This is a genomic window from Bradyrhizobium sp. Ash2021, assembly GCF_031202265.1.
Classification (GTDB): Bacteria; Pseudomonadota; Alphaproteobacteria; order Rhizobiales; family Xanthobacteraceae; genus Bradyrhizobium.
Map to the genome: position 1 here is coordinate 5,409,791 of NZ_CP100604.1, position 17,360 is coordinate 5,427,150.

Here is a 17,360-nt window from a genome sequence, read left to right on the forward strand (position 1 = left end):
GCGGTTCTTTTGATCTTTTGGCGCGGGCACAACCCCGCGCTGGCCGCCCCAGGCAGCCCGCCGAACCGTCCAGATCCAAAAAACCCAATCAATTCAGGAAGGCGACGCGTCAAGCGCGACGTCGGCGTAAAGGGTGCCAATCGCGAGGCGCGGAACTTTCCCATGAACGCGAAAGTGTCCGGATTTGATACTTTTCCGTGCGATTACGCCAGTTTCGCGGATAAGGATGGGGTCGTCAACCTGCGATTTAGGGGTACCCAATTTGCGCCCAGGATTTTCATTCGTAGTTTGAGGCGGTCAATTGCGATGGATCTCGATTTGGCATTAGAATTATATGTCTTGCGACCTTAGCCCACGGCCCAGAGAACCAGCGGCGGCCAAGCCAAAGATCTTCTCAGGAAGGGGGGATCATGTGCACGCATGCGATTACCGCATTGGTGACAGGTTTCATTCTGGCGGTAGCCGGCTTTTTCCCTGTTCCGGCTCAAGCGCAACGCGATTCAGCCGAGCCGGCTGTTCAGGACCTCGCATCCAAACCGATTGGAAAAGTTGTTACCGCCACGGGTTCCGTCACGATCGAACGTGCCAATGCGGTGGTCATTCAGGCAAATGTCGCCGGTCAAGCCGGTCAGGCGAAGGTTGGTGATCTCGTCTATCGGGGCGATGTGGTCGCGACCGGGGCCGATGGCCGGATCGGCATCAACTTTGCTGACGGCAGCTCGTTCAATCTGTCGAGCAACGCCCGCATGGCTTTGAACGAGTTCGTGTACGACCCAAACGGGAACTCCAACTCGACCTTGTTCAGTCTAACCAAGGGCGCGTTCACGTTCGTTGCCGGCAAGATCGCGACGACTGGCGATATGAAGGTCGACACCCCCGTCGCAACCATGGGGATTCGCGGTACCACGCCCCACGTCGAAATTTCGGATGATGGGACAGTCAAATTTTCCACCCTTATTGAAGAGGGCGGGAGTAAATTTATGAAAAAGCCGGGGGCGCCTGCGACGCAGCAACCCGAACAAAAAGAGCATCACAAGTTAAATCTCAACATTTGTCGAGGGTGCTAGGATCACCGCTTGGGCGCAAGCCGTTCTCGCTACAAGCCGCAATCGGGGCGTGCGACGCCCACTCGCAGAAATCGATGACCGCACATTCCTTCATTCCCAAAATCGGGAAGCCTGATATGGAATTTTGCGCAAGGGGCATCATCAACGGCGTGGCGCCGATACTCATCTCGCTGTTGCTCGCCAATGCGGCGAGGGCGCAGGATCCGAAGCCGAAGCCGAAGGATAACTATCTCAGGAATATTGAGTTGTGCAACAGCTCGGATCGCACGACGCTTGATCCTCGGATTGATGGCTGCACGGCGCTCATTGGTTCCGGTCAAGGCACGACGACGGCCTTGGCGATCGCCTATAACAATCGTGGCAATGCCTATGCCGCAAAGGGGGACTACGACCGCGCCATCCAGGATTTCGATCAATCGATCAAGCTCGATCCAGCTTACGCCAAGCCCTTCAACAACCGCGGCGTGGCTTACTTGAGGAAAGGCGAATACGACCTCGCGATAAAAGCTTTCGATGAGGCGATCAAGCTCAATCCCAACTACGGCGGAGCCTTCGCCAACCGCGCCGGCGCGTATCTGAAGAAGAAGGAATACGATCACGCGACGCATGACTATAGCGAGGCAATTCGCCTCGAGCCCAATCTGGAAGCCGTGTGGAACGGACGCTGCTGGACCCGAGCCATCCTCGGCGCGTTGCAGGCGGCGCTGGAGGACTGCAATAAGGCGCTTCAGTCGGGGCCGGGCAACGCCGAGACGTATGACTCGCGTGGACTGACCTACCTGAAGATGGGCCAGCTTGACGCGGCTATCGATGATTATAGTTCTGCGCTGCGGCTCGACCCGAAGCTGGCGAGCGCGTTGTATGGACGCGGGCTCGCCAAGCTCAAGAAGGGCGACAAAGCTGGCAGCGATACCGACATCTCGGCGGCAAAGACAATCCAGGCCAGGATCGGCGACGACTTCACGCGTTATGGCCTGCGGTAGCAACTAATCAACGTAGAGCTTTGGATCACAGCCACATCGGGATCAGACCGAGGCTGCGGTGCATTTCGTTTGACGCTGGCAGTCGACCGGATTGGTCGAGATCAGCAGCAAGATGACCAAGCATTCTTCTGTGCGAGGTGGCTTGCCGCGGTTGATGCGTTACTACCCCGATCTGACGATTTCAAAGTTTAAACAAGCAATGGTGTTTTCCCCCGCCGTCCTCAACCGTATGGGAGAAAGCCTCCGGAAGCTCGGGTTGCCCGACTGATCGGAGCAATCCGGCATTCGATGGAGCTATGTATGCCGCATTCGTTTTTTTCACGCGAACGTACCGGCGGGACTAGGGCAAGCTGACTTCGGCTTTTGGACCTTTATCGGAAGTCGGCCCTTGTCCGGATGCATCGGGCTGAGACTACCCATTTAGGGGCATCCTTTGACGGATGTGCCGAGGGTGTGCACTTTTGGGTGCGGTGCAGCAGCCGTCGGCTTAGTTCGTTCGTACAGATAACGCTTCTTGCATAATCGGAATGCTTCCGATCTGTTAGCGATGTCGATCGGCATTTCGCTGTCAGCGGTGGAAGGGGGGTATATGCTATGACGATCAAAACATTTTTCACAATCATTGCTGTTATCGCCCTGGTACATGGTGTCGGTTTTGTATTAGTTCCGGAACAGGTAGCCGCCAGTTATGGAATGGCAACTTCGGCTTCAACCGTGCTTATGGCGCGATTATTCGGTGCAGCACTGTTGGGATTGGGTCTAATTTTCTGGTTCGCCCGGGACGGCTCATCGGAATCCGTGCGCGGCGTGTTTATCGCTACCATTATCGGCAACACCGTCGGGTTGATTGTAGTTGTTATGGGCACCACAGCAGGTACGCTGAATTCAATGGGATGGGTTGCTGCTTTAATCTATCTGTTCGGAGCAGCGGGGTCCGGCTACTTCGTGATGGCGCGATCGCCTCGGCTATCATCGCGCTAAAATTCAATATTGTTGTCCTTTTGTCGGCAAAAATTGATGGCCGTCTGATCTTCAATCATCAGGATTGAATTTGAGAGCCGCCTTCGGGCAGTTTCTTGTTGGGCAGCAATGATCGATGACCCTCTTGCGGTTTGACACATCGCGTCAATTCGCTGCGCTGCAGGATTGGGGCGCTGTCGGGGCATAGCGGAGATCGAAGCACCGCACCAATCAATCTCGATTAGTGAGTACGTGCCCTGGCTGAGACACTTCTTGACGACCAACAACAGTCACAGCTGGAGATTTGCCAATGAGGTCTCTGATCACTGTGCGCCGATCTGTCCAGGCATATCTAACTCGCCCCAGTGCCCGACGGGCAAATCACCCAAAATCTGTCAAGCCCGTCTTGCGAAAATATTCCTCTTGTCGCGTCGGGCAAATCAGCGCTACCAGCTCGCCCCGTCCTTTCCCGGCAAGAGGGGCGGTCGCGCGTCGTCACGAACGTGGGAGGGGATGCGGTGGACGCGGCAGCGTCGGCGCGCAGGTTTGTTCACGGGGCGAGTCTCTCGTGAGTGAACGACTGCGCGCAGGACGAACGGCGCTTTCAGCGTACGGTAAAACCGTGTGGTCCTGGCACCCGTTGCTGGTGTCAAGCTGCCGGTGGCTGATACGATCCAACCGGATCGGCCAGCCATCAAGCCGGCAGCGACGGTGACAAGACGAATTCGTCGCCGGGGAGAGCACGGCATAAGCCGTAAAACCATTGCGCGGGGAATGCCGGAGTGTTTCCGCTGAACCTGTATGCTCGTGTGCGTTTTCTTTTGTGCGCTTTGCACACGAGACCGCGGGTGCAGCGCGCACCCGGCATTCCCTGCTCCCTCTACGAGGGAGGGATTAGTGCAAAACTTCGGGCGCGTCGCGCCGCGAGAACGTGAACTGATGTTTGAAATTTGAAGCACGTGTCCCGGCCTTGAGCCGGAACGACGCAGGACCAAAGAGCATCGGGTGCATGAATCTCGAAATCCGTACCAGCCTAGCCCGCCCGCTGGTGCAGCTTGAGCGCTTCGCCAAAGGCCTGGAACAGCGCGCGGTTGATCGGGTTGCGTTGCGGGTCATATTCGGCATGCCATTGCACGCCGAGCGCAAAGCCCGGTGCGTCCGCGATCCGGATCGCCTCGATAGTGCCGTCCTCCGCCACGCCCTCGATCACGACACGCTTGCCGGGCTCGAGGATGCCCTGCCCGTGCAGCGAATTGACGCGGATGGTTTCACGGCCGAGCAGCTTTGCAAAGGCGCCGCCCGGCGTGAGCTTAACGTCATGCCGGTCGGCAAACACGACCGTCGGATCGGGATGGATCTCGCCGTTCTCCAGCCGCGGCATGCGGTGGTTCATGCGGCCGGGTATTTCGCGGATTTCGGGATGCAGCGAGCCGCCGAAGGCGACGTTCATTTCCTGCAAGCCACGGCAGATGCCGAACAGCGGCACGCCGCGCGCGACGCAGGCTTCCGACAGCGCCAGCGCGACGTCGTCGCGGTGGATATCGTAGGGCTCGTGCTTCTCATGCGGCTCGGTCTTGAAGCGCGTCGGGTGGACATTGGCCCGCGCTCCGGTCAGCACCACGCCGTCGACGACATCGAGCAGGGCGCCGATATCGGTGATATCAGGCGATCCCGCGAACATCAGCGGCAACGCGCCCGACACGTCGGCAACGGCGCGAAGGTTGCGTTCTCCGACCATCTGTGTCGCGAAGCGATTTTCGATGCGATAGGCGTTCCCGATCACACCGACCACCGGCCGTCTCATCACAAAAATTCCGCTGTCATGGTCTTGCGCAAGAAGGGATTTCTATCTCGGGCCACGATTCCAGCCGATCATGCCTCTCAGACAGCCCTGGAGCAATATCCCACAGACCTACGCGGGCCTGCCTTGCTATTTTCGCGTAAAAGCCTCTTTGGCGTCGATCGCCTCAATGCCGGGCAATCCGGCCGCCCGGAGCGCAATTGCCGCGGGATTACCGGCGCCATTCAGCCACGGCAATTTTGCGAGGATTCCGCGGGTCACCGGCTCGCCCAGCGCGCCGCCGAAGTCGAGCGGCCAAAGCCCGTTCGGCACCACATCGGCCGTGATACCCTGGAGGCGATATCCTTTCCCCAACGCCGCCTCGGCGTCGTCAGGGGAGATCGCCCGTGCGGTCCCCGGGTTGGCCGGGTCCGCGAAGGTCACCAGCACCGGGATCAGCGCGTCCTTGACCGGCACGCTGCCGGTCAACCGGTTCATTTCGTTGAACGACACCCGCTTGCCGCCGGCCGCCGTATAGGCACGCAGCGCCACGTAGTTGATGTCGTCGAGATCGAGCTTTTTGTCGATATGCGCCAAAAGCGCGACGAGATTTTTGCCGCCGCCGAGATCGACGAAGATGGCATCGCCTTTGGTGCTTGTGTGGCCGCCACGGCTGTAACCACGGTCGGGGTGAACCGCCAGCACGCCGGAGGCCGACTTACTCCCCTGCGGCGTCTCGACCTCGACCGTCAGGCGGTATTTATGGCCGGGACGGTTGATCCTGATCTGATCGCCGATGAACAGTGCGGCCAGCAACGCAACCGGCCCGAACCATCTGAAATTCATCTGCCCCTCGCCGGATCCGTCGCGGTCCCGTTCATTCATCGCTTGGCATACCGGACGCGCCAGCGTCAAACCGGCGCGCCCTCGCCGCTTGATCCCGGTCGCGTTTTGGCGAAAGAGTGGCCGGGACAATTGGCACAGGAAGGAATCAACGGTGACCGATTCGGCTGACAATCGTCTTCAGGCCCGCAACGACCTGGCATGGGCGATCGCGGTCGGCGGCGTCGGCATCGTGCTGTTCGCCGCGCTGCTGCTGTTCGCCTGGAGCTTTGCGGCAACGCTGTTCCTGATCTTCGCCGGGATGCTGCTGGGTGTCGCCCTCAACGCCATGAGCAATCTGCTCGGCCGTCTCGTCAATCTGCCGCACGCGCTCCGGCTCGCGGTGGTGTGCCTGGCACTGGCGGGATTGTTGTCCGGGATCGTCGTACTCGGCGGCAACACGATCGCTAAGCAAGCCACGGTGCTGAGCGACACCATCAAATCGCAGCTTGGAAACGTCAAATCCTTCCTGGAAGAACACGGCGTCGACACCAGCTATCTCGATTTCACCAGCTCCGGCCAAACCGCGACCGCAGAAGGCGCCGCCGCGGCGGCAACGCCGGGCGCGTCGCCGTCGCATACTCTGCCGAGCGCGGGCACGCTTGCCTCCAGCGGCGGCGCGATCGTCAGCCAGACGCTGAAAGTCCTGCTCGGCACCGTCAGCGTGGTCGGCAACTTCTTCATCGTGCTGTTCCTGGGACTGGCCTTCGCAGCGCAGCCCAGCGTCTACCGCACCGGCCTGTTGTTCATGGCGCCGGCAAAACATCGCGCGCCCGCCACCATCATCGTCGACCGCATCGGGGATACGCTGGAGCGCTGGCTGATCGCGCAGATCATCACCATGGCCGCGGTGTTTTTGGTGACCTGGATCGGGCTTGCGATCATCGGCATCGACAGCTCGTTCATCCTGGGAATCCAGGCCGGGCTGCTGGCGTTCATTCCGACCGTCGGCGCGATCCTCGCCGGATTGATCGTGGTGCTGGCGAGCCTCGCCTCGGGATGGATCGCGGGCTTGAGCGCCTTCATCCTGTTCCTCGGCGTGCACGCGATGGAAAGCTATGTGCTGACGCCGATCATCCAGCGTCAGGCGCTCGATATCCCGCCGGCTACGCTGTTTGCGTTCCAGATCCTGCTCGGCGTCGTGTTCGGCATCTGGGGCCTCGCGCTCGCGCTGCCCCTGATGGCGATCGCAAAAGTCATGATCGACCATTTCAAGGCGGAAGGCGTTGCGCCGGAGGCTGCGGCGGCGACGGCTTAAAAAACCCAAAGCGTTTTCGAGCGAAGTGGGTACCGGTTCGCGTGAAGAAAACGCGTCAAAACAGGAATCTAGAGCCCGGTTCTGATGCAATCAGAACCGATCAGGCTCTAGGTCGTCAGCACCGTCTCGGTGTGCTCGACCTCCGGGGGGGCCGCAAAATACTGCCCGACCAGGGCGCGCCATGCGGTGAAATCCTCGGAGCCGCGGAAATCGACGGTGTGATTTTCCAGCGTTTCCCACTTCGCCATCAGCCGGTACCGCGACGGCTTTTCGACCGATTTGTGCAGTTCAAAACCCTTGCCGCCCTTGGCGCGCAGGAACAGCGGCCGCGCCTTGGCGACCGCGGCCTCAAAGTCCTTCTCGGTGCCGGGCTTGACGTCGATTTGTGCGATTTCGGTGATCATGGGGGAACGGCCTTTCCTTGGGAAGAACCGTCTCTAACCCGGCCGGCCAAAAAGAAAAAGGCGCCTCGCGGCGCCCGCATCCCCAATCCTCTTCGCGCGGTCAGTTCAGCAGCAGCACCGTGCCGGCCACGATCATCGCGCAACCGAGGAACAGCATGGCAGGCCAGCACCTTCTGCGCTGATCGTAACTCCCCTGTGCACGACGCTCAGTGATGAGCGCCATCTCGTATTCTTCAGAGGTAGAAAACATGCAGGCAAACCCGCCGCGGGCCGAGGCTGCTGCCGCTTCGAGCGACATCAGGGCGGCTTGCGGATTGCTTCTGCGGATCGAGTCCATACCACGGATGATACGGACCGTATGGTAAACGCGAGGTTAAAGCCGGCGCTACGGCGCCACCGGCGCTGGCCGCGCCGGCGTTGCGATGCCGGCCGTTTTGCGCCGCCAGTTTTCCAGCGACAGCGGCAGTTCTTCGGCGGCCTCGACGCGATTGCGGCCAGAACGCTTGGCCTGGTAGAGCGCCGTGTCGGCCGCCGCCAACAGCACCTCCAATTCGGTGCCGGCGGGCCCGCCGGCCACGCCAATGCTGACGGTGGTATCGACCGGGCCTTCCTCACAAGTGATCCCGGAAGCCTCGAACGCCTCGCGCACGCGCTCGGCCACGATCACGCCCTCCTCCAGCGAACACGGCAGCAGGGCTGCAAATTCCTCGCCACCGACGCGTCCCGAGAGGTCGCTGATGCGGACATTGTTGGTCACGACGGTGGCGAACAGCTTCAGGATCTCGTCGCCGGCGGGATGACCGAAGCGGTCGTTGATCGACTTGAAGTAGTCGATGTCGCAGATCATCACGGTGACCGGACGGCCGGCATTGGCTTCGCGTTCAATCACCCGCGAGCAGGCTTCCGCAAAGCCGCGGCGGTTGAACATCCCGGTCAGGGGATCGACCGAGGCCGCGGTCTTGTGCACCGTCACCGCGCGGTCCGACACCAGCATGAAGATGACGAACACGGTGCCGATCGCATAGAGCACCAGTTCGATCGAGAATGCCGTCACCCAGACGCTGCTGGAAAACGTCGCATCGTGCGGGCGCAAGAGGTCGCCGAGCAGGATCGGCAGCATCAGTACGGCGCCGTGCAGCACCGGGACGATGATCGTCGGCCAGCGTTTCTGCATCGCGCCGCGGCGCTCATTCCACAACTGCGCGGCCGTCAGTGCCGCATAGACCGCGACGATCGCCGCGCCAACGGTCAGGCGCAGCGCGGCATCCTCGGGCGGCAGCATCACGACGGCGGCCGCCCATACGATCGCGCCCAGCACCAGTCCCGGCAGGTTGGGCTTGCGGCCGTGGAACACGCGCGATGCATTCCAGACCATGCCGCAGGCGACGAAGCCCACCGCATGCATCGCCAGCGTCAACGGGCCGCCAAGCGTTGGGCCTGCAATCGTCCAGATCGCGACAGAGGCGGCGCCGAGCAGATAGGCGGTGCCCCACCATTTCAATGCCGGGATGTTCTCCTGCCTGCCGAAGAACATCAGCATGGCGCCAAGCATGCCCGCGACCATGGTCGCGAACAGATAAAGTGTGGATGTGTCGAACGACATGAGCTCACCCTGCCCTGTGATGCAACGTTCTCTGGCGCGATTGAAATGTGATGCCGCGCCATTACGATGTCACACGCTAAGACCGCCGGGTTCCAAATCCGTTTGCACGCATACGCAAGTTTTCAGGAAAAACTGCGTTAATTCATCTCTAAACTCCAGGGCCCGATTCCGATACAATCAGAATCGGGCCCTCGTTTTTGTTCTGACGCGTTTTCCTTCACGCGAACCCGCTCCAACAAAAAGGGCGCCTCTCGGCGCCCTCTTCGATTCACGAATGCAGCAAACGCTGCAAATTTTAGCGAAGCAATTAGCGCTTCGAGAACTGGAACGACTTGCGCGCCTTGGCGCGGCCGTACTTCTTGCGCTCGACGGTACGGCTGTCGCGGGTCAGGAAACCGCCCTTCTTCAGCACGCCGCGCAGATCCGGTTCGAAATAGGTCAGCGCCTTGGAGATGCCGTGACGGACGGCGCCTGCCTGACCCGACAGGCCACCACCGGCGACGGTGCAGATCACGTCGTACTGGCCGGCACGGGCGGCTGCGACCAGCGGCTGCTGGATCAACATCCGCAACACCGGGCGGGCGAAATAGACTTCGACTTCACGGGTGTTGACGATGACCTTGCCGGCGCCCGGCTTGATCCAGACGCGGGCGACCGCGTCCTTGCGCTTGCCGGTGGCGTAGGCGCGACCGTATTTGTCGACCTTCTTGACGTATTTCGGCGCTTCCGGCGCGGCCGGCTTCAACGACGCCAATTGATCGAGGGACTGCATGGTATCGGACATTTATGCGGCCCTCATGTTCTTGCGGTTCATCGAAGCGATATCGAGCGGCTCGGGCTGCTGGGCTTCATGCGGATGTTCGTCGCCGGGGTAAACGCGCAGATTGCCCATCTGGACACGGCCGAGCGGACCACGCGGAACCATGCGCTCGATCGCCTTCTCGACGACGCGCTCGGGGAAGCGACCCTCGAGGATCGACTTCGCGGTGCGCTCCTTGATGCCACCGATAAAACCGGTGTGCTTGTAATAGACCTTCTGCTCGCGCTTGCGGCCGGTCAGCACGACGTGAGCCGCGTTGATGATGACGACGTGGTCGCCGCAATCGACATGGGGCGTGTAGGTGGGCAGATGTTTGCCGCGCAGGCGCATCGCGACCAGAGTAGCGAGCCGGCCGACCACCAAACCCTTGGCGTCGATCAGCACCCACTTCTTCGTCACTTCGGCGGGCTTGGCCGAAAACGTTTTCATGTGAGAAAATCCGTAAATGGGGGACCGGCGCAACATGCGCCGAACTGCGGCGGTTTCTAGAGAACCGGACGTTGCGCGTCAATGCCGGAGCGTGTGGATTTATGCTGCAGAAACAATGACTTGTGAATATGGTGTTATAATACCGTGAAAAAGCCTATGTGTTTGGAATGGAATAGGTCGCCGTTACATGCGCGATCGGATCGGGCGACGACCCCGACAGCAAATTGACCTCGCCGACCGCGAGCCGCTTGCCGAGCTTCAACAGTTTCGCCGCGGCCAGGACGTCCTGCCCTGGTAGCCCTTTGCGCAGGAAATTGATGTTGAGATTGGTCGTCACCGCCAGGCCGACCGGACCGATCGCCGACAGCAGCACCACATACATCGCGAAATCGGCCATCGCCATCAACGTCGGCCCCGAAACCGTCCCGCCCGGGCGTAGCATCTGGTCGTTATAGCGCTGACGGAGCAGACAGGTCTCGCCGTCGGCGCTTTCGATGGTGATATCACCGCCCCTGAAGGCCTGGGGGAATTCGTCGTGAAGGAACTTCTCCAGTTCAGCCACGCTCATTTTCGCTGCCGCCATGCCGTCCCCTGCCCTCGCTTCAGATTGCCTGTTACATTAAGTTGTCATCAAAGCCCTAGTGGAAATTTCGCTATGTCCGCACCTGCCCGCGCACCAACACCGCAATCGCCGATCCTGCTGCGCGAGAGTGCAGGCCACGTCGCCGTACTCACGCTCAACCGGCCCGCGGCGCGCAACAGCCTGTCGGAAGGCCTGATCGCCGAGCTGCACGCGGCGCTGAACGACATTCACGACGACCGAAACGTGCGCGCGGTCGTGATCGCGGCCAATGGTCCGGCCTTTTCCGCTGGCCACGACATGAAAGAACTGACCGCTCGCCGCGCCGATGCCGATCGCGGCCGTGCTTATTTCGCGCAGATCATGAACGCCTGCAGCGCGATGATGCAGGCGATCGTGCAGCTGCCCAAGCCCGTGGTGGCCGCCGTGCAGGGCATCGCGACCGCGGCCGGCTGCCAGCTGGTGGCGAGTTGCGATCTTGCGGTGGCTTCCGACGCCGCGGGCTTCGCCACGCCCGGCGTCGATATCGGGCTGTTCTGTTCGACGCCGATGGTGGCGCTGTCGCGCAATGTTCCGCGCAAGCAGGCGATGGAGATGCTATTGACCGGCGAGCCGATTTCGGCTGCGACGGCGCAGAGCATCGGTCTCGTCAACCGCGTCGTCGCCGCCGGCACCGAGCGCGATGCCGCGATCGCGCTGGCGCAACAGGTCGCGCGCAAATCCGCCTACACGGTGAAGCTCGGCAAGGAAGCATTCTATCGCCAGGCCGAAATGAGCCTTGCCGACGCCTATCGCTATGCGGCAGAGGTAATGACCGAGAACATGATGGCGCGCGATGCCGAGGAAGGCATCGGCGCCTTCATCGAAAAGCGCGAGCCGAACTGGCAGGATAAATAAAACCGCAATGAACCATGATGCCTACGACGACAATTACATCCGCGAGATCCTCAACGGCGTGAAATCGATCGCGATGGTTGGCGCGTCGCCGGTCAATGTGCGGCCGAGCTATTTTGCCTTCAAATATCTGGCACAGCGCGGCTACGATATGATTCCGGTCAATCCCGGCCATGTCGGCAAGAGCCTGCTCGGCAAGCCCTTCGTGGCGTCGCTCGCGGATATCGGCCGTCCCGTCGACATGATCGACATCTTCCGCAATTCCAGCCACATCCTTCCCGTCGTCGACGAAGCGCTGAAGCTGTCGCCGCCGCCAAAAGTGATCTGGATGCAGCTTGGCGCGCGCGACGACACCGCGGCGGCGAAGGCGGAAGCCGCCGGTCTCAAGGTCGTGATGAATCGCTGCCCGAAGATCGAATATGGCCGGCTGTCGTCGGAAATTTCCTGGATGGGCGTCAACTCGCGAACGCTGAGCTCCAAGCGCGCTCCGATCCCGACGCAGGGCATGCGGCTGTCGTTGAACCGCACGAGCGTCGGCGGCGGCGAAACCGCGGCATCTGACCGCGCCGCGAAAAACAAGAGCGAACAGACGTGACGCAAATGCGAAACGATTGTTTTGAAAACGCAAATAACGAAGCACGACCGTTCTAATCCACGATATGCGAACTACGCGCCTTGACGGCGGACGCGGCGGCCATCAGCATGCCGCGCATTTTCGAACAAGCCAAAAATAGGACGTAAATAATGACTGACCGTCTTCCGGGATTTTCGACCCTTGCCGTGCACGCCGGCGCGCAGCCCGATCCGACCACCGGCGCGCGCGTGACGCCGATCTATCAAACCACTTCATTCGTGTTCAACGATGCCGATCACGCCGCCTCGCTGTTCGGACTGCAGGCGTTCGGCAACATCTATACCCGCATCACCAACCCGACCACCGCCGTACTCGAAGAGCGCGTCGCGGCGCTCGAAGGCGGCACCGCCGCTCTGGCGGTTGCGTCCGGACACGCCGCGCAGGTCGTCGTGCTTCAGCAATTATTGATGCCGGGCGATGAATTCATTGCCGCGCGAAAACTCTATGGCGGCTCGATCAATCAGTTCAACCGTGCGTTCAAGAGCTTTGGCTGGAACGTGGCATGGGCCGATCCCGACGATGTCGAGACTTTTGAGCGCGCGGTCACGCCGCATACCAAGGCGATCTTCATCGAGTCGATCGCCAATCCCGCCGGCAGCATCACCGATATCGAGGCGATCGCCGCCGTCGCGCGCAAGGCCGGCGTGCCCCTGATTGTCGACAACACGCTGGCGACGCCCTATTTGATCCGCCCGATCGACCACGGCGCCGACATCGTCGTGCATTCCCTGACGAAGTTTCTGGGCGGCCATGGCAACTCGCTCGGCGGAATCATCGTCGATGCCGGCACCTTCGACTGGTCGAAGGACAACAAATATCCGATGCTGAGCGAGCCGCGCCCCGAATATCACGGCATCAGGATCCAGGAGACGTTCGGCAACTTTGCGTTTGCGATCGCCTGCCGCGTGCTCGGCCTGCGCGACCTCGGACCGGCGATTTCGCCGTTCAACGCGTTCCTGATCCTGACCGGCATCGAGACGCTGCCGCTGCGCATGCAGAGGCATTGCGAGAACGCCAAGGCGGTCGCGGAATTCCTCTCCGGCCATCCGGCGGTGGCGGAGGTGAATTACTCCGGCCTCGCGAGCAACAAATACAACAACCTGGCGCGCAAATATGCGCCGAAGGGCGCCGGCGCCGTCTTCACCTTCAGCCTCAAGGGCGGCTACGACGCCGGCGTCAGCCTGGTGTCGAATCTGAAACTGTTTTCCCACCTCGCCAACGTCGGCGACACCCGCTCGCTGGTGATCCACCCGGCCTCGACCACGCACAGCCAGCTCGACGACGCCGCCAAGGTGAAGTCGGGTGCAGCTCCCGACGTGGTGCGTCTATCGATCGGCATCGAGGACAAGGAAGATCTGATCGCAGATCTCGAGCAGGCGCTGAGCGCTTAGTTGGCCGTCATTGCGAGGAGCGCGGCGACGAAGCAATCCATGGTTCCATCCGCGGTGAGATGGATTGCTTCGCTTCGCTCGCAATGACGGAGGAGGCGTTTCACCCCTTCGCCGGCGGGTACCCATACTTCTCCGGATTGCCCAGCGTGGTGTCTGTCGTGGACGCCGCCTGCTCCGCCGTCAGTTCGGTCGCCATCAATAATCCTGGCCCGGTCGCGTTTGGCGACCGCGCCGTCCCACTCGGCCATCTGGGCCGAAATCACCAGCTTCTCGTTAACGGTCATTCCGGCATAAGCTGGCACTGAATAGCTCCAGATGATTCGGAGATGACCGATGCTGCGCTGGATGATGCCATTGCTTCTCGCGGTCTTTGCGGTCGGAACCGCCGCCGCAGCCGACGGGCCCGTGGCCACCAAGCGGGCCGCCTATCGCGCCGCCAGCAAACTGCCGCCGGGCCTGCCCCGCACCCATTACAAATACCGGACGACCGTTGCGCCCGCCGCGCCGCCCTATGGCCGGCGGGTCTATGTCGAGGAAGAGCCGGAAGTGCTGTTCACGCCGTCGAGTGGATACGTTCCATACGTCCCGCCGCTGGTCGGCACCCCGCTACTGCCGGGCTCATCGGCGCTCCCGGGCTATTATGGACGGGCGTTCGATTACAACTACCAGGGCCCCTATTACGGCGGCCCCTATGTGAGCTACTGGAACCGGCTGCCCTACGCCTGCGGCGTGTACGGCTATTGCTGAAGACGGCTTAGGGTTTGGCCGTCCGCACCGCTGCCTTGTCCTCGCGCGCCAGCCCACCGAATAGGTTGCGAGCGCAAACACGATCACCAGGAGCTGCGCCGACAACGCCTCCAGCGTCGGGTTGAGCCCGAGCGCACCGAGCCAGGAGACGCTCTTAAGCTCGGTGAACGGCAGCATCGCCTGTTCCTGGAATTCCTGCACGGCTTCGCCGATGAATTTGATCGCCATCGCGAACAGGAATGCGGAGGTGATGATGAACAGCGGCCGCAGCGGAATCTTCCGGGCGATCGGGTTGATGAAATAGAACAACACGCCTGCGATGCTTCAAGTAAAGCAGCCCTGCGCCACACAAACGCGTCAACCGATCGCGCCGCGACAAAAGCCCTGCAATACGGGGACTTCTGCCGATTGCGGCAGATTAGCCGGGCTGCCCGACCGGCAAAACCAGCTTTGGCTGATCGGTCTCGACCCGGCGCGAAGCCAGCCGTTCGGCCTGGAGCACCGCGAGCGTCAGCACCACGATCGCAACGGCCTGGTGGGTCAATGCGAGATCGATCGGCACCTGGTTGAGCAGCGTGAGGATGCCGAGCACAGCCTGCAGCGTGATCGCCAGAAGCAACGACCAGGCGCCGCCGATCACCGCGGACCCGGCGCGCGAACGAACCGCGTCGAATACGTGCAGCGCCGCCAGCGCCAGCAACGCATAGGCGGTCATGCGATGTTCGAACTGCACAGTCAGCGTATTGTCGAACAGATTGCGCCACCAAGGCTGCTCGAACCACAACCGCGACGCCGATGGAATGAACGCGCCGTCGATATCGGGCCAGGTGTTGTAGACCCTGCCCGCACGCAAGCCCGCCACCAGCGCGCCGAAATAGAGCTGCACGAAGGTCAGCGCCAGCAGGATCATGCTGGTGATTTTCAGCCGTAGCGGCGCCGTGAGCTGTGCTCGCTCTTTCAACCGCCGCAGCGTCCAGACGATGGCGGCAAAGATCAGTAGCGCCAGCACCAGATGCGTCGCCAGCCGATATTGCGAAACCTCGACCCGCGCTGAAAGCCCCGAGGCCACCATCCACCAGCCGACCGCGCCCTGCAGCGCGCCGAGCCCGAAGATCAGCCACAGCCGCCGCTTCAGCTCACGCCCCATCATGCCGCGCCACAGGAAGAACAGGAACGGCAGCAGATAGACCACGCCGATCGCGCGCCCGAGCAGCCGGTGGCTCCATTCCCACCAGAAGATGGTCTTGAACTCGGCCAGATTCATCCCGGCATTGAGTTCGCGATATTGCGGAATGGTCTTGTAAGCTTCGAACGCCTGCGTCCATTGCGCCTCGGTCAGCGGTGGCAACGCGCCGGTGACCGGTTTCCACTCGACGATCGACAATCCGGATTCCGTCAGCCGCGTGGCGCCGCCGACCAGCACCATGATCGCGATCAGGGCGGCGACCGAAAACAGCCACCACCGGATGGCGCGGTTTTGCGGGGCCTGTAGTGCGGAATTACCGGTCATGGAAGCCGTTTCTGGAACCCGTGCTTGATTGAATTGGCGCGCCCCTTATAGTCCGCCCCTTCCTGCGCGCAACTAGCCGAAGGCTTCACTTATCCGCCATGACGATACGCACCCGCAAATTGTTCGGAACCATCGCTCTGCTGATGCTGGTCGTGGTGTGGTCGCTGATGGGGATGACGGTGGCGCAGACGCCATGGCTTGCCAATTCCGGCCTGCTGCAGGCCATCTTTTATGTCGTAGCCGGACTTGGCTGGGTGCTGCCGGCGATGCCGATCATCAGCTGGATGTCGCGGCCCGACGTCTAGGTCGGGGCGCGCCCGGCTGGCCTCTCCGGCGCGAAAAATGCGCCGGACAGCATCACGCGCATCATGCGAAGCGAGCGCTGCCGCCCGTCCCAGGCAAGGCGCGGCAGCGCGTGCAGGTTGCCGCGCCCCTGCGCCTGCACCGCACCCGAAATCGCCGATGCGGCGCTGATAAAACCGATCTCCTTGGCCATCGTCGCATGCGCCCGGCGCCAGGATTCGCGGTCGCCAAAGGGATAGGCGAAATGGTGGATTCCGCGACGAAAGGCGGCCTCGGCGACCGCCTTGCCCATCGCCATCTCGCGCTGCGCGTCGACATCCCGCAAGTTCGCCAGCACCGGATAGTTCACCGTCGCGCTTCCGATCGTCACATTCGGATCGGCGGCGAGTTTTGCCAGATCGTCCCAGTCCATCGATGCGCTGCGTGACAGCGCCGCCAGGTCGACGGCGTACCGCTTGCAGAGATCGTTGATCGCGAATGAAAGATCCGGCGGCGTCAGCGTCCGCATCCAGCTCGCGAGAAATTCATAGACTTCGACTTTCTCCGGCGTACTGCGGATCGTGAAGCGGCGTTCCCTGCGATCAATCACCAGGCTCAGGCGGTCTTCGCGCCCGATCATGTCCTCGAGCGCCAGCCACCAGGCCTCCCCAACCCCGTCCGGAAACGCAGTCGGCAGGTAAACGGTGAAGGGCACGCCGTGCCGGGACAACACCGGATAAGCCGATGCCATTACATCCTTGTAGCCGCCATCGAAGGTCAGGCTGACAAACCGCTTCGGCTGCGGCAGCGTGACCGCCCGCCGGCATACCTCGTCCATCGAGACGATATCGAACTTCCAGCGTTTTAACGCCCGGATCGTTCTATCGAGAAATTCCGGCGTGATTTCCCGGGACTTTAGCGGCTGAAACCGAACCGAACGGCGCGGCCGCACGCGCTCGAACCGCAGCACGACACCGGCGCCGCCGGCCCGCCGCTGCTTCAGGCGCGCGAAGCCGCTGAAATAAGCAAGCTCCATCTGCGCCCGCTGCAAAAACCGGTTATCCGATGCCAACGTCCCGTCCCTGATTCCGGCCGCGCGCCCCGCCGCGACCGCATTGTTATTACTCTTTGTTGAC

General features: G+C 61.6%; 20 protein-coding genes and 1 pseudogene. 9 read left to right on the plus strand and 12 right to left on the minus strand.

What is annotated here, in order from left to right:
• Positions 1-410 precede the first annotated feature (410 nt).
• The 3 genes from NL528_RS26020 to NL528_RS26030 all read left to right on the plus strand — a co-directional run bounded on the left by NL528_RS26020 (position 411) and on the right by NL528_RS26030 (position 3,031).
• Positions 411-1,067, plus strand: a complete 657-nt coding sequence (locus NL528_RS26020; RefSeq protein WP_309177310.1) for a FecR family protein — start codon at positions 411-413, stop codon at positions 1,065-1,067.
• Between the two features lie 74 nt (positions 1,068-1,141).
• Positions 1,142-2,050: a tetratricopeptide repeat protein gene (locus NL528_RS26025; RefSeq protein WP_309177311.1), complete on the plus strand. Its 909-nt coding sequence runs from the start codon at positions 1,142-1,144 to the stop codon at positions 2,048-2,050.
• Between the two features lie 594 nt (positions 2,051-2,644).
• Positions 2,645-3,031: a hypothetical protein gene (locus tag NL528_RS26030; RefSeq protein WP_309177312.1), complete on the plus strand. Its 387-nt coding sequence runs from the start codon at positions 2,645-2,647 to the stop codon at positions 3,029-3,031.
• A gap of 1,012 nt (positions 3,032-4,043) precedes the next feature.
• Here NL528_RS26030 and NL528_RS26035 read toward each other — a convergent pair.
• Both NL528_RS26035 and NL528_RS26040 read right to left on the minus strand, forming a co-directional pair.
• Positions 4,044-4,814, minus strand: a complete 771-nt coding sequence (locus NL528_RS26035) for a gamma-glutamyl-gamma-aminobutyrate hydrolase family protein (RefSeq protein ID WP_309177313.1) — start codon at positions 4,812-4,814, stop codon at positions 4,044-4,046.
• Positions 4,815-4,940: 126 nt separating this feature from the next.
• A complete protein-coding gene (locus tag NL528_RS26040; RefSeq protein WP_309177314.1) occupies positions 4,941-5,636 on the minus strand; it encodes a hypothetical protein in 696 nt (231 codons plus the stop codon).
• A gap of 151 nt (positions 5,637-5,787) precedes the next feature.
• Here NL528_RS26040 and NL528_RS26045 point away from each other — a divergent pair, with 151 nt between their 5' ends.
• Positions 5,788-6,930, plus strand: a complete 1,143-nt coding sequence (locus tag NL528_RS26045) for an AI-2E family transporter (protein WP_309177315.1) — start codon at positions 5,788-5,790, stop codon at positions 6,928-6,930.
• A 107-nt stretch (positions 6,931-7,037) separates the two neighbouring features.
• Here the strand turns inward: NL528_RS26045 and NL528_RS26050 are convergent, their stop codons facing one another.
• The 6 genes from NL528_RS26050 to NL528_RS26075 form a co-directional block, all read right to left on the minus strand.
• A complete protein-coding gene (locus tag NL528_RS26050; RefSeq protein ID WP_309177316.1) occupies positions 7,038-7,334 on the minus strand; it encodes an antibiotic biosynthesis monooxygenase family protein in 297 nt (98 codons plus the stop codon).
• A gap of 100 nt (positions 7,335-7,434) precedes the next feature.
• The gene (locus NL528_RS26055; protein ID WP_309177318.1) at positions 7,435-7,671 is read right to left on the minus strand and encodes a hypothetical protein; all 237 of its coding nucleotides are present in this window, start codon (positions 7,669-7,671) and stop codon (positions 7,435-7,437) included.
• 48 nt (positions 7,672-7,719) lie between these two features.
• Positions 7,720-8,937: a GGDEF domain-containing protein gene (locus NL528_RS26060; protein ID WP_309177319.1), complete on the minus strand. Its 1,218-nt coding sequence runs from the start codon at positions 8,935-8,937 to the stop codon at positions 7,720-7,722.
• 307 nt (positions 8,938-9,244) lie between these two features.
• Entirely contained in the window at positions 9,245-9,721 is a 477-nt protein-coding gene (gene rpsI, locus NL528_RS26065; protein WP_309177320.1) for a 30S ribosomal protein S9, read from the minus strand.
• Positions 9,722-10,186, minus strand: coding sequence for a 50S ribosomal protein L13 (gene rplM, locus NL528_RS26070; RefSeq protein WP_309177322.1), 465 nt, complete (start codon positions 10,184-10,186; stop codon positions 9,722-9,724).
• Between the two features lie 154 nt (positions 10,187-10,340).
• Entirely contained in the window at positions 10,341-10,769 is a 429-nt protein-coding gene (locus NL528_RS26075) for a PaaI family thioesterase (protein WP_074276444.1), read from the minus strand.
• Positions 10,770-10,841: 72 nt separating this feature from the next.
• On the opposite strand from NL528_RS26075, the gene NL528_RS26080 reads away from it, so the two are divergent.
• From NL528_RS26080 to NL528_RS26090, 3 genes are all read left to right on the plus strand, one after another.
• Complete coding sequence (locus tag NL528_RS26080) at positions 10,842-11,663, plus strand: enoyl-CoA hydratase (protein ID WP_309177324.1); 822 nt, start codon at positions 10,842-10,844, stop codon at positions 11,661-11,663.
• A gap of 7 nt (positions 11,664-11,670) precedes the next feature.
• On the plus strand, positions 11,671-12,255 hold the full coding sequence (locus NL528_RS26085; protein ID WP_309177325.1) for a CoA-binding protein: 585 nt from the start codon (positions 11,671-11,673) through the stop codon (positions 12,253-12,255).
• A gap of 149 nt (positions 12,256-12,404) precedes the next feature.
• Positions 12,405-13,685, plus strand: coding sequence for an O-acetylhomoserine aminocarboxypropyltransferase (locus NL528_RS26090; protein WP_309177326.1), 1,281 nt, complete (start codon positions 12,405-12,407; stop codon positions 13,683-13,685).
• Here NL528_RS26090 and NL528_RS26095 read toward each other — a convergent pair.
• A complete protein-coding gene (locus NL528_RS26095) occupies positions 13,682-13,987 on the minus strand; it encodes a hypothetical protein (protein WP_309177327.1) in 306 nt (101 codons plus the stop codon). The two genes, NL528_RS26090 and NL528_RS26095, sit on opposite strands and share 4 nt — an antisense overlap.
• 31 nt (positions 13,988-14,018) lie before the next feature.
• On the opposite strand from NL528_RS26095, the gene NL528_RS26100 reads away from it, so the two are divergent.
• Positions 14,019-14,432 (plus strand): hypothetical protein, encoded by a 414-nt coding sequence (locus NL528_RS26100; RefSeq protein WP_309177328.1) that lies wholly within the window; start codon positions 14,019-14,021, stop codon positions 14,430-14,432.
• Positions 14,433-14,486: 54 nt separating this feature from the next.
• Here the strand turns inward: NL528_RS26100 and NL528_RS47215 are convergent.
• A pseudogene (locus NL528_RS47215) lies at positions 14,487-14,744 on the minus strand (iron permease FTR1); the annotation flags it as partial.
• Between the two features lie 106 nt (positions 14,745-14,850).
• Positions 14,851-15,942 (minus strand): COX15/CtaA family protein, encoded by a 1,092-nt coding sequence (locus tag NL528_RS26105; RefSeq protein WP_309177329.1) that lies wholly within the window; start codon positions 15,940-15,942, stop codon positions 14,851-14,853.
• Between the two features lie 98 nt (positions 15,943-16,040).
• Between NL528_RS26105 and NL528_RS26110 the strand changes: the two genes are divergently transcribed.
• Positions 16,041-16,247, plus strand: a complete 207-nt coding sequence (locus NL528_RS26110; protein WP_309177330.1) for a DUF2842 domain-containing protein — start codon at positions 16,041-16,043, stop codon at positions 16,245-16,247.
• Here NL528_RS26110 and NL528_RS26115 read toward each other — a convergent pair.
• Positions 16,244-17,296 carry a polysaccharide deacetylase family protein gene (locus tag NL528_RS26115; protein WP_309177331.1) on the minus strand — a complete coding sequence of 351 codons (1,053 nt, stop codon included), beginning with the start codon at positions 17,294-17,296 and terminating at the stop codon, positions 16,244-16,246. The genes NL528_RS26110 and NL528_RS26115 overlap by 4 nt on opposite strands.
• Positions 17,297-17,360 lie beyond the last annotated feature (64 nt).